16 protein-coding genes are annotated in these 14,020 nt (G+C 60.1%); all 16 read left to right on the top strand.

Annotation, left to right across the window (positions count from 1 at the left end; genetic code table 11):
* The 16 genes from C5L10_RS23545 (at nucleotide 1) to C5L10_RS23470 (ending at nucleotide 14,020) form a co-directional block, all read left to right on the top strand.
* A complete protein-coding gene (locus C5L10_RS23545; RefSeq protein WP_105431653.1) occupies nucleotides 1–1,104 on the top strand; it encodes a flagellar hook-associated family protein in 1,104 nt (367 codons plus the stop codon).
* A gap of 35 nt (nucleotides 1,105–1,139) precedes the next feature.
* Nucleotides 1,140–1,487 (top strand): flagellar biosynthesis regulator FlaF, encoded by a 348-nt coding sequence (gene flaF / locus C5L10_RS23540; RefSeq protein ID WP_037085209.1) that lies wholly within the window; start codon nucleotides 1,140–1,142, stop codon nucleotides 1,485–1,487.
* A complete protein-coding gene (flbT, locus tag C5L10_RS23535) occupies nucleotides 1,484–1,933 on the top strand; it encodes a flagellar biosynthesis repressor FlbT (protein ID WP_037085211.1) in 450 nt (149 codons plus the stop codon). The genes flaF and flbT overlap by 4 nt, the downstream gene beginning before the upstream one ends.
* Nucleotides 1,924–2,367 (top strand): flagellar hook assembly protein FlgD, encoded by a 444-nt coding sequence (gene flgD / locus C5L10_RS23530; RefSeq protein WP_046664743.1) that lies wholly within the window; start codon nucleotides 1,924–1,926, stop codon nucleotides 2,365–2,367. Before flbT ends, flgD begins: the two co-directional genes overlap by 10 nt.
* A gap of 53 nt (nucleotides 2,368–2,420) precedes the next feature.
* On the top strand, nucleotides 2,421–2,687 hold the full coding sequence (gene fliQ / locus C5L10_RS23525) for a flagellar biosynthesis protein FliQ (protein ID WP_037085216.1): 267 nt from the start codon (nucleotides 2,421–2,423) through the stop codon (nucleotides 2,685–2,687).
* Between the two features lie 118 nt (nucleotides 2,688–2,805).
* A complete protein-coding gene (flhA, locus tag C5L10_RS23520) occupies nucleotides 2,806–4,893 on the top strand; it encodes a flagellar biosynthesis protein FlhA (protein WP_046664742.1) in 2,088 nt (695 codons plus the stop codon).
* Between the two features lie 28 nt (nucleotides 4,894–4,921).
* The gene (gene fliR / locus C5L10_RS23515; RefSeq protein WP_046603260.1) at nucleotides 4,922–5,674 is read left to right on the top strand and encodes a flagellar biosynthetic protein FliR; all 753 of its coding nucleotides are present in this window, start codon (nucleotides 4,922–4,924) and stop codon (nucleotides 5,672–5,674) included.
* 9 nt (nucleotides 5,675–5,683) lie between these two features.
* On the top strand, nucleotides 5,684–6,085 hold the full coding sequence (locus C5L10_RS23510; RefSeq protein WP_105431652.1) for a hypothetical protein: 402 nt from the start codon (nucleotides 5,684–5,686) through the stop codon (nucleotides 6,083–6,085).
* Nucleotides 6,086–6,242: 157 nt separating this feature from the next.
* The gene (locus C5L10_RS23505) at nucleotides 6,243–6,794 is read left to right on the top strand and encodes a rod-binding protein (protein ID WP_046664922.1); all 552 of its coding nucleotides are present in this window, start codon (nucleotides 6,243–6,245) and stop codon (nucleotides 6,792–6,794) included.
* Between the two features lie 25 nt (nucleotides 6,795–6,819).
* Nucleotides 6,820–7,185 carry a hypothetical protein gene (locus tag C5L10_RS23500; protein ID WP_037085524.1) on the top strand — a complete coding sequence of 122 codons (366 nt, stop codon included), beginning with the start codon at nucleotides 6,820–6,822 and terminating at the stop codon, nucleotides 7,183–7,185.
* Nucleotides 7,185–7,733: a hypothetical protein gene (locus tag C5L10_RS23495; RefSeq protein WP_046664740.1), complete on the top strand. Its 549-nt coding sequence runs from the start codon at nucleotides 7,185–7,187 to the stop codon at nucleotides 7,731–7,733. The genes C5L10_RS23500 and C5L10_RS23495 overlap by 1 nt, the downstream gene beginning before the upstream one ends.
* 176 nt (nucleotides 7,734–7,909) lie before the next feature.
* Complete coding sequence (locus C5L10_RS23490) at nucleotides 7,910–8,554, top strand: hypothetical protein (protein WP_105431651.1); 645 nt, start codon at nucleotides 7,910–7,912, stop codon at nucleotides 8,552–8,554.
* Between the two features lie 107 nt (nucleotides 8,555–8,661).
* Entirely contained in the window at nucleotides 8,662–10,395 is a 1,734-nt protein-coding gene (locus tag C5L10_RS23485; RefSeq protein ID WP_172717137.1) for a hypothetical protein, read from the top strand.
* Between the two features lie 119 nt (nucleotides 10,396–10,514).
* Nucleotides 10,515–11,414 carry a bifunctional methylenetetrahydrofolate dehydrogenase/methenyltetrahydrofolate cyclohydrolase FolD gene (gene folD / locus C5L10_RS23480; protein WP_046664921.1) on the top strand — a complete coding sequence of 300 codons (900 nt, stop codon included), beginning with the start codon at nucleotides 10,515–10,517 and terminating at the stop codon, nucleotides 11,412–11,414.
* 139 nt (nucleotides 11,415–11,553) lie between these two features.
* Nucleotides 11,554–12,915 (top strand): ABC transporter substrate-binding protein, encoded by a 1,362-nt coding sequence (locus C5L10_RS23475; protein WP_105431649.1) that lies wholly within the window; start codon nucleotides 11,554–11,556, stop codon nucleotides 12,913–12,915.
* Nucleotides 12,916–13,006: 91 nt separating this feature from the next.
* Nucleotides 13,007–14,020 carry a carbohydrate ABC transporter permease gene (locus C5L10_RS23470; RefSeq protein WP_105431648.1) on the top strand — a complete coding sequence of 338 codons (1,014 nt, stop codon included), beginning with the start codon at nucleotides 13,007–13,009 and terminating at the stop codon, nucleotides 14,018–14,020.

Below are 14,020 nucleotides of genomic sequence, written 5' to 3'. Positions count from 1 at the left end.
ATGAAGACCTCTTTCATTTCCACATTGTCGATCCAGACCACGATGCGAAACTCCATCTCGAACGTTCAGCGCGAGATGGTGAAGGCGAACCAGGAGGCCGTGAGCCAGAAGCACGCCGATCTCGGCGTCACGCTCGGCGCCAATACCTCGCGGGCTATCGATCTTTCCCGCGATATCAGCCGCACCGACTCGCTTCTGACTACGGCCGCGCTAGCGACGCAGCGTCTCCAAACCGCCGAACTTGCGCTCAAGAGCATGAACGAGCAGGGTTTGAAGATTCAGAGCGCGATCCTGACGCTCGGAAGCTCGGCCGACGCGACCAGCCTGTCGACGGCGCGCCTGGCCATGTCCGACGCGCTGGACGCGTTCACCAACTTCGCCAACACTGCTGTCCAGGGCGAATATATCTTCTCCGGCATCAATTCCGACGTGAAGCCGATTGATGACTATTTCGCGCCGGGATCGCCGGCCAAGGCTGCGGTCGCCGCCGAACTTACTCAATATCTTTCGGACAATGCCATTCCGAGCAAGGAGCAGATGACGCAGGCCCAGATGAACGGCTTCCTGGATAAATTGGAAAGCAAGTTCAACGGTTCCTCGCCGCTGACGAACCCGCCGCATCCGGTGGCGGTCGCAGGTCAGGACTTCTGGAAGACCTTTTTCTCGGATGCCAGCGACGAGAACATGAAGAGCCGCATCAGCCCGACGGAAGTGGTCGAAAGCTCGACCAATGCCAACAGCCAGGGCATGCGCAACTTCGCTTTCGCATCGATCATTTCGATGGAATACCTGCAGACCGGGATGGACAAGGACGCCCGTGCAGCCGTGGCCACGCGTACCACCAGCGTCATCAACAAGGCGATGAACAGCGAGGGTAGCATCAACCAGCAGCGGACGTCGGTCGGTATCTATACCGAACGCGTCTCCAAGGCTGAGGAAAGGTTGCGGGCGCAGAAAGACATTCTGACGACCAGCCTCGGAAGCATGGAGAACGTCGATCCGGCGGAGGCGGCAACCCGTCTCAACACGATGAAGACGCTTCTCGAAACTGCATATACGGTAACGGCAAAGATACAGCAGCTGAGCCTGGCCAACTTCCTTTGATGAATAAAGGAAGGCTCGTGACGAAGGATACATGAATGTACCAATTTTCATATGCCGAGATCATGGAGGACGGCGTTGCCAACGCCAAGGATCGCGAGCGGCAGGCCCTGGATCGTTCTATCGATCTTCTGATCGCGGCTCGCGACGAGAAGAACTATACGCGCACCACGGTTGAGGCTTTGTTCTACACCCGGCGTGTCTGGATCCGCTTTGTCGAGGATCTGAAGCATCCGGATAACGAGTTGGCCAATGAACTTCGTGCGGATCTGATCTCGATCGCAATCTGGATATTGAAGGAATGCGAAAAGATCAGGAACCGTGAATCGACGAATTTCCAGGGCATTATCGATGTGACCACCATCATCAGGGATGGACTTAAATGAAAAGTACGCTTCGCATCTCTTTGAAATCCGGCGAGCGGATATTTATCAACGGCGCGGTTCTGCGCGTTGATCGCAAGGTCGCGCTGGAATTTCTCAATGACGTCACGTTCCTTCTGGAGAACCATGTTCTTCAGCCGGAAGATGCGACGACGCCGCTTCGGCAGCTCTACTTTATCGCCCAGATGATGCTCATCAACCCGGATGGCAAGGAACAGTCGACGACATTGTTCCGCAAGTCGGTGGCAATGCTGCTGACCTGCTTTACCGACGATGAGATGCTGGCGGAACTCAAGCGCATCGACGGCATGGTTGCTTCTGGCCGGGCCTTCGACGCTCTGAAGGCAATCCGCGCGCTCTACCCCATCGAAGACCGTATCCTCAACAATCGGGAACTCGCGCCGGCAACCGTCGAGCGGATTCGCAAGGAGATCGCACCGTGGCGGTAGACTCGATCAACACCAACAACCCTTATGCCTCCGGCAACGGCAAGGCAGCGTCGTCCGACGCGTCCGCCGCAGGCCTGAACTACGACAACTTCCTGCAGCTCCTCATCGCCCAGATGAAGTATCAGGATCCGACCGATCCGATGGATGCGAGCGAGCAGATTGCCCAGCTCGCCACCTTCTCGCAGGTCGAGCAGTCCGTGAAGATGAACTCGAACCTGCAGTCGCTGATCCAGGCGAACTCGTTCTCGCAGGCGGCCGATATGATCGGCAAGTACATCACCAGCGCCGACGACAAGACCACCGGCATGATCAAACAGGTGGAAATCTACTCCGACGGTCTGGTGGCGATCACCGATAAGGGTGATAAGGTGCTCATCCAGCCGGGAATCGTTCTTTCGGATCAGGCGCCAACGAAACCGCCTGCGGCAACTTGACACCATACGACGCGGCATGATGCCGAACCACTAAAGCAGACGGAGCCGGCGCAATGAATGAAGCCGATGCCCTTGATATCATGCAGGCGGCGATCTGGACGATCCTGATCGCCTCCGGTCCCGCGGTCCTTGTGGCGATGGTCGTGGGCGTCCTGATCGCATTTCTCCAGGCTCTGACGCAGATCCAGGAGATGACGCTGACTTTCGTGCCGAAAATCGTCGCCATCATGATCACGATCGGCATTACCGCGCCGTTTATCGGCGGCCAGATCAATCTCTTCGCCAATCTGGTATTCTCGCGGGTGCAATCGGGGTTTTGACCCGGTTGCCGCCCGCCCATTTTCATCTACCCACCTTCGCGCAAGCTTCGCCCTTTAGGCAGGACATGAACTGGTAGGAGTACTTCCTGCCGCCATCTCATGAAGAGACGGGAAAGTCATGGCGCAACCACCTTCACTATCCATTCCGAAAGTAGCCCCGAACGGTCGCGATCTCGGATTTGCGGGCGGCATCGTCGCCATCCTCTGCATCCTCTTCCTGCCGATCCCGGCGTTCCTGATCGACCTTGGCCTGGCCTTCTCGATCGCGTTCTCGGTCCTGATCCTGATGGTGGCGCTGTGGATCCAGCGGCCGCTGGACTTCTCGTCCTTCCCGACCATCCTGCTCATCGCCACCATGGTGCGATTGTCGCTCAACATCGCGACGACGCGCGTGATCCTGTCGCATGGCCACGAGGGCCATGGTGCGGCCGGTAACGTCATCCAGGGCTTCTCCGGCCTCGTCATGTCCGGCGACTTCGTGATCGGCGTGATCGTCTTCATGATCCTCGTCACCGTGAACTTTATCGTCATCACCAAGGGCGCCACCCGTATCGCGGAAGTCGGCGCCCGCTTCACCCTCGATGCCATCCCCGGCAAGCAGATGTCGATCGACGCGGACCTTTCGGCCGGCATCATCGACGAGAAGGAAGCGCAGCGCCGCCGTTCCGAACTGGAAGAGGAAAGCTCCTTCTTCGGGGCCATGGACGGTGCGTCGAAATTCGTTCGCGGCGATGCGATCGCCGGCCTCATCATCACCGCCATCAACATCTTCGGCGGCATCATCATCGGCTATTTCCGCCATGACATGCAGATCGGCGAAGCCGCCGACGTGTTCGTCAAGCTGTCGGTCGGTGACGGTATCGTCACGCAGATTCCGGCCCTCATCGTTTCGCTCGCCGCCGGCCTTCTGGTCACCCGCGGCGGCACGGCCGGCTCCACCGACAAGGCAGTCGTCGATCAGCTGAGCGGCTATCCGCGCGCCCTCTCGATGTCGGCCGGCCTGATGGCGCTTCTGGCGATCATCCCCGGTCTGCCCTTCCTGCCCTTCATGGCACTCGGTGGCCTGATGGGTTTCGGCGCCTGGCTTGTTCCGCGCCGTATCGAGGCGGAGAACAAGGCTCGTCGCGAAGACGAGGAGCAGAAGGTCGTCCAGACCAAGGAGATGGAGAAGGACTCGGTCAAGTCGGTTCTCAAGACGTCCGAAATCGAGCTCGCTCTCGGCAAACAGGTCTCCACCCGGCTGCTTGGCGCCCACCAGGAACTCGCCTTCCGCGTCGGCAAGATGCGCAAGAAGTTCGCGACGCAGTACGGTTTCGTGGTGCCGGAAATCAAGGTTACCGACGATATCTCGATCCAGGAAAAGTCCTATCAGATCCGTATCCATGGCACGACGATCGCGTCGAACGCCCTGCGGGTCGGCGACGTCCTCGTGGTGACCGGATCCGGCCGCAAGCCGAGCATTCCGGGCGACGAGATTCGCGAACCCGCTTTCGGCATGCCGGCGGTGTCGATTCTCGAAACCTTCGCCGAAGACTTGAAGCGTGAAGGCTTCCACCCGATCGACAACGTCTCGGTCGTGCTGACCCACTTGTCGGAGGTTATCCGCAACAACCTGCCGCAGCTTCTCTCCTACAAGGACGTGAAGATCCTGATCGAGCGTCTCGATCCCGAATACAAGAAGCTCGCAGACGAGATCTGCTCGTCGCACATGTCCTATTCCGGCCTGCAGGCGGTGCTGAAGCTTCTGCTCGCCGAGCGCGTTTCGATCCGCAACCTGCATCTCATCCTGGAAGCGGTGGCCGAGCTCGCTCCGCATGTGCGCAAGACGGAGCAGATCGTCGAGCATGTGCGCGTCCGCATGTCGCAGCAGCTCTGCGGCGACCTCGCCGACAACGGCGTGCTGCGCGTGCTCCGCCTCGGCAATAAATGGGACATGCTGTTCCATCAGGCGCTCAAGCGCGACGGCAAGGGCGAAGTGGTGGAATTCGACATCGACCCCCGCACGCTTGAAGAGTTCAGCGAACAGGCGACCAAGGTCATCCGCGAATTCATGGATCGCGGCCTGCCCTTTGTGCTCGTCACCTCGCCGGAAACGCGTTCCTACGTCCGCATGATCATCGAGCGGCTGTTCGCGACCCTGCCGGTTCTATCCCATGTGGAACTCGCCAAGGGCCTCGAAATCAAGATACTGGGCGCCATTTCGTGATAGACTGTCCGCAAAGGACGATTCTCGCATGATTACAGACCCGCAGGGGACCATTCTCGCACTTTTCCTTGCGTTTTGCCGCATGGGTACGTGCGTGATGGTTCTCCCGGGGCTGGGAAGCGGCCGCGTGCCGGTTCAGGTGCGATTGTTCGTGGCGGTCGCGCTGTCCATGGCCGTGCTGCCGGTTCTCTGGGATCAGATTTATCCAAGAGCCTCCGAGCCGACGGCCACCTATCTCGGCCTGATCTTCACCGAGGCCTTGATCGGCGCGGTTTATGGATTGATCGCCCGGCTCTATACGCTCGGCATGCAATTTGCCGGCACGGTCCTGACCATGTCGATCGGTTTCACGGCGCCGGGCGGCCATGACATTTTCGAAGACTCGCAGGAAAACCAGCTGACCATTCTGCTGACGCTGAGCGGCCTGCTGCTCCTGTTCATGATGGACTTCCACCACATCGTGTTCCGCGCGCTGGTCGATTCTTACGGGGCGACGCCGGTCGGCGCGCTGATCGATTCGCAGAAGATACTGATTACGCTGACGGATACGCTGCGCGCGTCGACCATCATCATGTTGCGGCTGGCAAGCCCGTTCCTGATCTTCGGCCTGATGTTCAACGTGGCAATCGGCCTCATCAACAAGATGGCGCCGCAGATCCCGATCTTCTTCATCTCGACGCCCTTCCTGCTGATGGGAGGGCTTTTCCTTCTCTATCTGTCGATCGCCGCCTTTATCCGCCAGTACGCGGATGGTTTCGCGCCGATCTTCAGATCCTTCTAGGAGATCGCAATGGCAGGTCCAGTCAAGCGGTCGGACAAGCTCAAGCGCCTGGTGGCGGTCCAGCGGCATCTCGAAACGATGGCTGAACACGAGCTTGCAGCGACGACCCGATATCGCGCTGAGGTCAATCAGTCGATGGAAGACGTCATCGATGCGATCGGCTCGATGGACCCGGTACACCGGCAGTTCTCTCAGCATTATTCGGAACGCTTCGGCCGCCTGACCACCAAGGAGCGCCAGCTTGCCGGCGTTCAGCAGATCCAGGAAATGAAGGTGCTCAAGGAGCGGACCAAGGCCGACCGCCTGGAAGAGAACATGAAGGACGCCCGTGATCACGAAGACCGCGAAGTGGCCGACGATGCGATCTATGAGCTGATCGATATCACGCTCGCCCTCGAGCAAGTCAAATAGACTGGCCAGCCTCCAGCAAGCTTCGACCTTCATAGTCTCGTCATTGCACTGATTGCCGGTTCGATCGAGGTCGGGCGGGATCATGTGCCATTTCAAACTGTTGCTGCGCTCTTGCACCTTTAGGATGCGGCTCGCGGCAGTCATGAAAGGAGCTGACGTGGCGATTTCACCTCCGAGCGATCTGGTCATGGACGTCGTCCGCGCTGCGGACCCGACTGCCGTTCAAGAAGCGCAGGCCAAGCTGAAGGCGAACAAGGCGGCCTTTGCCGCGACCAGCCTTGCCGAAGTTGGCAAGGGTTTTGGTGCAGCCATGAAATTCATCGACACGCCCGGCACGACGGCGGGTCTCGGCAATCCGGAGGCACCGAAGAAGCTCGCCGAAATGCCGGAGGAATACCGCAAGTTCGAAGCATCGGTTCTTTCGACATTCGTGAATTCCATGCTCCCGAAGGAGACCGAGGAAGTTTACGGTAAGGGCTCCGCCGGTGAGTTCTGGAAGGGCATGATGGCCGAGAAGATCGCCGACGAAATGTCGAAAAAGGGCGGTGTCGGCATCGCCGAACAGATGTATTCGCAGGCGCTCGCCCGTGCGGAGCGTCAGGCCTCGGTCAATCCGACTACCGATGAGACTGATCGCAGCCGCGCAATCAGCATGATCACCGATTTCGAGCGACAGGTGCTCGGCGTCGGAAAGAAGAGTGAGGCCTGACATGCATCAGACTGGGGCAGAGAACATGGAAGTTGTTTCGAATGATTATCGCATCAAGACCGTGCTTGGCCGGTTGGAGATGATAATCGACAACGAAAATCAGCGCATCGGCCGCGATCCGGAATTCGACCTGAAAGTGTCGAACGCGCACAAAAGCCGCTGCCTCTACGAATTGACCATGCTGTTCCGCGGCACCGATCCGAAGCAGCTTGCCACCGGCCATATCGATCAGATGCACGGTTTGAAGAGCAAGCTGGCGCTCAATGCCCGCCGGGTCGAGGCGCATCTTCACGCTGTTCGCGCCGTCGCCGATCTCCTGAAGAACGCTGCCCGCGACGCGGACGACGACGGTACCTACACCCAAGAACAGTTCACCTACGGCGAGGCCTGATGGTCAAGCTCCTTCTCACTGGTCTGTGGGTCTGCATCGTCACGCTTGGGGCGGTGTATTTCTCCGTGCAGATGTCCGCAGCACCTGCGCCGGTCGACGAAGAGGCCAGGCGGAAGGAGCTTCTTCAACTGGTGCGCGGGGAATCGATCACCATTCCGATGATCGCTGACGGTGCCATTACCGGTTATTTCTTGAGCCGTGTCTCCTTCATGATGGACAAGGAAAAGATCAAGAATACCAAGCTGCCGATCACCGAACTGACGACGGACCAGCTTTTCACGCTGCTGATCGGCAACCAGATGGTCGATCTCAGCAAGCCCGGCGCCTTCAACCTCGAAAAATTCCGCACCAGCATCAAGGACAACTTCAACAAGAAGCTCGGCGAGGGCCTGGTGGCGGAGGTGCTGGTCGAACAGCTCGACTACCTCTCCAAGGAAGACATTCGCAACAACGCCTCGCGCGGCAACAAGAACCCGAACCCCGGCAAGAAGATTGTCGAGGGCGTGAAGATCGAAGATCCGAAAGCTTCGCCCACTGCCGGCCACTGACGACCGCCACGGCGATAACATAAGAATATAGGCCGGCCCTGGTGGTCGGCCTTTTTGTTGCGAAAGCCTCGGAAATGCGGGCATCGTTCGCATTTTACCAATCGATTTAAAGGCGATTTCAGAGCGCGCTGCTAGACCTTGGGGACGAATTGGTCTTGCCCCGTGGGAGCGCATCGATGAACGCATCCGGAGACTTCCTGACATCAGCGTCACCCCGAACCCTGTTCGGGCTGCGTGTCTGCGATCTCGGATGGAACGCAACGCTCGGCCTCGTGGAAAGCCTGATCGCGCTGCGCGGCAATCGTACCACACTCGGCTTTCTGGACGAGCGGACGGCTTTCCGTCAAATGATCGATCCCGCCTACCGCAGTCAGTTGGGCCGCAGGGTGCTTCTGCCGGGTGGCGGCCGCGCCTTCGGCATCCTCGCCAAAGCGCGGCATGAAAAACCGGCGCCGGTGCGTTTTTCAGCCGGGACGTTCGTCCCGGCCCTGTTGAGCTTTCTGGAAAAGGGTCATCGCATCGGCATAGCCGGTGAGGATGCCGCGCGGGTGGAAACCTTCCGCGAGCATTTCGCACGCCATGCCCCCTGGCATGACGTGGCGGTCGTACCCCTCGACCAGGATACGCCGCAGCGTTTCGACCTTATCCTCGTCGATGCAGCGGGTCTTGGCCAGGAGCGGCGGGTCGAGCGCCGGCTGGCTTCGGTCCGCACCGGATTGGTGGTGATGACCGGGGCGGGATTGTCCGCCTTCATCGAAGGCAAATCGGCGCCCGCGGTGCCCCAGGCGGCGATCCCGTCCCGGCAGCCGTCTTTCGTCTGACAAGTTAACCCTTTCTTTGCCATGAAATTTTAGACTGCCTTAATCAGAGGGCTGCCCGCGGGATGCCGGCGGCCTCAGATTAGCGCGGTCATCCCATGTATCAGTCGGTGAAAATCGAAGACGACCGAAACCCTGACCCGGCAGCATTGCTCGCCGGCACCGGTTCCGTGTTCGCCGGATTGCGATCCGCAGCTCTCAAGGTTGGCGCCCTCACGGTGATCGGCGCTCTTTTGCCGCTGCTGTTCGTCGAGACGGTTCCGCATCAGTTCAGCGCCGAGACCCGACTGAAGGTTGAGGCGGCGAGCGAAGGCGCGATCAACACGGCTGCTGCCGCGCTCCGCTCCAGGACCAGCCTCGACAATGTCATCCGCGCCCTCAATCTCGGCCGCGACAGCGAGTTTTCGGTCGACCGTCCGAGCGTCGTCAGGATCGTGTCCGATATCGTCTCCGGTGAGGCGATGACAGTGTCCGAGGCCGAGAGCCGGCTGCGTGAGCGACTTTCCCAGGCGATCGTAACGAGCTACGACCGCCGCGCCGGCCAGCTAACGATCTCCGTCACGGCTGGAGAGCCGGAAGAGGCGGCTCGCATCGCCAACATGCTCGGCGTCACATTCCACGACGAGATCGCGTTCTCCGGAACAAGATCGTCCGGCCCGGTGGTGGAGAAGCTGCGCCAGACACTCGAGCATGCGCAAGCCGCTCTTTCCGGCTTCATCGCCGAGACCGACGCGCAGAAGCTTGCCGAACTGCGCCGGACCGAGGGCGACGGACAGCAGCTCACCGCTGAAATAAACGAGGCGACGGCGCAGCTTGGCGAGCTGAAGCAGAAGGCGGCACAGGCGTCCGCCATGAAGCTCTCGGACGTGCTGAACAAGCCCCTGCCGGACAGTCTCGAATATACTGGCCTAGACTATCAGCGGCAGAGGCATGTCGAGGCAAAGCTTGCCGTCGACCAGCTTTCGAGCGATCTCGGCCCGCGTCACCCACGGCTTGCTGCGGCTCAGGCGGCGCTGGCGGATGTGAAAGACGACATCCAGGACGCGCTGAAACAGCTCGGGACCTCGCTTCGTCAGCAGGAGGCCGCCGCAGCCAAACATCTGGCTGAGCTCAAGGCGAAGCAGGCGAAGAAACCCGACGACAAGGAAATAGCCGATTCCGGAGCAAGGCTTGCGGCTCTCGAAGCTGCGGTGGACGAGGCTCGGCGGAATTACCTCGAAGCACTGCATGGCTCCGAAGCCAAGGCATCGCCGGGCAAAGTGTCGGTCGTCGTTCCGGCCGTGGCGGCATCCGCGGCCGTTCTGGGTCCCTCATCCGCCGAAGTTTCGGGCATCGGTGCCCTGATCGGGCTCTCCCTCGGTGTTGCCCTGGTCTTTCTGAGGCGCGGAACACCGCGTCCCGCGACCTCCGCCGACGAAATGGATACGGCCGACGAGCCCGCGCTGATTGTCGACCGGGGCCTGCTGGCGGAGCATCTGGACGAACAGGATTTCCTCCCCGAGGAGTATGATCCGGCTTACGATCGGCCGGCTTATGAGCCGCAACCGTCATGGCGCCCGCGCTATCCGGCGCCAGCCAATGACAGTCCGCTTGCCGATCACATCCGCGAAATGCTGATGGTCAACCGTCGTCTGTCCCCGGAGGCGGAGCTTCCTTCCCTGGTCGCGGCCGTCATGGGGGGCCATCTTGCCGATGGGCCGTCCTATGGTGCACCTCGTCGTCCGGTTCCGTCGCCGGAGGAGGTCCGAAAGGCGGAGGAACTTCGCGAGCTTCGTCGTAACATGGCGGAGTTGCGCGAACGGGTTCAGGTCTATTCCGACCGCCGGAACGCCTCCCGAGGATAAGAAGCCTGCGACATCGAATCCGCTTGCATTTGCCGTCTGCGACCAGCATAGGCGTTGGTGGGCAAATTCAGAATATGCTCAATGTATACATTGGCGGCGGTTTCAAGCGGGAGGTGCGCATGGCTGTGGTGATCGATGGTAAAGAGGCGGCAGCATCGGTAATCACCGCGGTGACCGAAGCATCGGGTTCGCTCGAGAGAGAAACCGGCGTGACGCCGGGCCTTGCAGTCGTCATCGTCGGGGACGATCCGGCCAGCCACGCCTATGTCAATTCCAAGAGCAAGATGGCCAAGCAGTGCGGTTTCAAATCGGTCCAGCACAGTCTGCCCGAGAACACCACTCAGGAAACGCTTGAGAAACTGGTTGCCGAGCTCAATGCCGATCCGTCCATCCATGGCATTCTCGTCCAGCTCCCGCTGCCGAAGCACCTGAACGCCGAGCCGGTCATCCTGTCGATCTCGCCGAAGAAGGACGTCGACGGTCTGCACGTTGTCAATGCCGGCAAGATCGCTACCGGCGACCTTGAGAGCGGCTTGATTTCCTGCACCCCTGCCGGGGCCATGTTGCTGGTCAACCGTATACATGGCCGTGACCTTTCGGGTCTCAACGCTGTCGTCATCGGCCGCTCCAACCTGTTCGGCAAGCCGATGGGCCTGCTGCTCCTTGCAGCCAACGCGACCGTTACCATGGCCCATTCGAAAACCAAGGATCTCGCGGGCGTATGCCGCAACGCCGATATCCTGGTTGCCGCCGTCGGCCGGCCGCAGATGGTCAAGGCCGATTGGGTGAAGCCCGGGGCAACCGTCATCGATGTCGGCATCAACCGCGTAGCCGCGCCCGACAAGGGCGAGGGCAAAACCCGGCTGGTCGGTGACGTGGCCTATGCGGAAGCCGCTGAAGTTGCTGGCGCCATCACCCCGGTCCCCGGCGGCGTCGGCCCGATGACCATTGCCATGCTGATGGCCAACACCGTCATCGCGGCCTATCGCACGGCCGGCAAAACCGCACCGAGATTCTGATCCTGCGGGGACAGATTGTTTCATTTGTTCCACACCGGCTGCGCGGGGGTTGACTCCTCCGCGAGAGCGTTAAATCTCTCCCCATGTTTTGGAACTCCCGGCAGGGTAGAAAAAGCCGGGACAGCGGGAGGATATTTCAATGAAGGCATCATTTTGGATCGGTACGGCGCTGACAGCGCTTCTTGCCGGTGGCGCGGTCGCCCAGGAGCTGAAATTCGCGCCCGGCCAGGATTCGAAATTTAACTGGAAGAGCTATGAGGATTTCAAGGCTGCCCACGCCAATCTCAAAGGGCAGAACCTGACGCTCTTTGGCCCCTGGCGCGGCGAGGACGAGGTGCTGTTCAACAGCGTTCTCGCCTATTTCAATGCCGCGACCGGCATCAACGGCCGCTATTCCTCCTCGGAAAATTACGAACAGCAGATCGTCATCGACACCCAGGCCGGTTCTCCGCCGAACATCGCCATCATTCCGCAACCCGGCCTTCTGGCCGATCTTGCCGCCAAGGGATTCCTGACCTCGCTCGGCCAGGAGAACTCCGACTGGGTCAAGACCAACTACGGCTCGGGCGGGGACTGGATCCGTTACGGCACCTACAAGGGCAAGGACGGCAAGGAGGCCTATTTCGGCTTCCCCTTCAAGGCCGATTTCAAATCCATGGTCTGGTATGTGCCCGAAAACTTCGAGGAAGCCGGTTACGAAGTTCCCAAGACCATGGAGGACCTGATCAAGCTCAGCGACCAGATCGTCGAGGATGGCGGCGTTCCATGGTGCATCGGTCTCGGCTCCGGCGGCGCGACGGGCTGGCCGGCGACGGACTGGGTCGAGGACATGATGCTGCGCACCCAGAAGCCGGATGTCTACGACAAGTGGGTGAGCAACGAAGTCAAGTTCAATGATCCGGCTGTTGTTGGCGCGATCGATGAATTCGGCAAGTTCGCCAAGAATCCCAAATATGTCAGCGGTGGGGTCGCGGCCGTTTCCTCCACCGACTTCCGCGACAGCCCGAAGGGCCTCTTCGGCATTCCGCCGAAATGCTACCTGCATCATCAGGCATCCTTCGTTCCGTCCTTCTTCCCGCCGGAGACCAAGCTCGGTACCGATGCCGACTTCTTCTACCTGCCCACCTATGCTTCGAAGCTGGAGCTCGGAACACCGGTCCTCGGCGCCGGCACGATGTTTGCCATCACCAAGGATTCTCCTGCCGCCAAGGCGTTCATCGAATTCCTGAAGACGCCGATCGCCCACGAGGTCTGGATGGCGCAATCGTCGTTCCTGACGCCGTTCAAGGGTGCCAATTCGAATGCCTATGCCAACGAAGTGCTGAAGAAGCAGGGCGAGCTTCTGACCACTGCCACGACATTCCGCTTCGACGCCTCCGACCTGATGCCCGGCAAGATCGGCGCCGGCGCGTTCTGGACCGGCATGATCGACTATGTCGGCGGCAAGGACGCCAAGACCGTGGGGACCGATATCCAGAAGGCGTGGGACGGTTTGAAGTAAGCATCCCCCAGTGGGCTTTCGAATACGACCGCGCCGGACACCGGCGCGGCACAATAAAAAGCTACGCATAAAACAATAAAAGGGGAGAGCCATGATATCGCAGATCGTTTCAGCCGTCGGCGTCGTGATCGCCGGCGTTTTCGTCTGTGCCTTGTATTACTGGCTCTCCGACAAGATCCTGCAGATCGTTTTTCCCGTGCCGGTCGAGAATGTCCGCGCCGCCTCCGTCAATCTCAACCGCCGCGCCATGGTGCGTCCCTGGCTGTTTCTCGGCCCGGCGCTGATCCTGCTGGTCGTCTATCTCGTCTATCCGGTCGTCGCGACCTTCATCCTTTCCTTCTACGATCGGTCGGGCGGCAATTTCGTCGGTCTTGCGAACTATCGCTGGGCTATCCAGGACGCGCAGTTCCGCCAGTCCATCTTCAACAACATCCTCTGGCTCGCCGTGGTGCCGGCAGCGTGTACCTTCTTCGGCCTCGTCATCGCGGTGCTAACCGACCGCATCTGGTGGGGCAATCTCGCCAAAAGCCTGATCTTCATGCCGATGGCGATCTCCTTCGTCGGCGCCTCGGTCATCTGGAAGTTCATCTACGAATATCGCGGCGGCAGCGAAACGCAGATCGGCCTCCTCAACGCCATCGTGCAGGCCATTGGCGGTTCTCCGCAGGTATGGATATCGCTGCCGTTCTGGAACAACTTTTTCCTGATGGCGATCCTCATCTGGATCCAGACGGGCTTTGCCATGGTCATCCTCTCGGCCGCACTTCGCGGCATCCCCGAGGAGACGATCGAGGCCGCGGTCATCGACGGCGCCAGCGGCTGGCAGATCTTCTGGAAGATCATGGTGCCGCAGATCTGGGGCACGATCGCCGTCGTCTGGACGACGATCACCATTCTCGTGCTGAAGGTCTTCGATATCGTGCTGACCATGACCAACGGCCAGTGGAACACCATGGTTCTCGCAAACCTGATGTTCGACTGGATGTTCCGTGGCGGGGGGGACAGCGGCCGAAGCGCGGTCATAGCGCTGATCATCATGGCCGCCGTCACCCCGATCATGATCTGGAACATCCGCCAGGCGAACAAGGAAATGGGAGGCCATTGA

Origin of the sequence: Neorhizobium sp. T6_25 (assembly GCF_002968555.1) — a bacterium.
GTDB lineage: Bacteria > Pseudomonadota > Alphaproteobacteria > Rhizobiales > Rhizobiaceae > Neorhizobium.
This window is presented reverse-complemented; position numbering and strand designations above follow the sequence as displayed.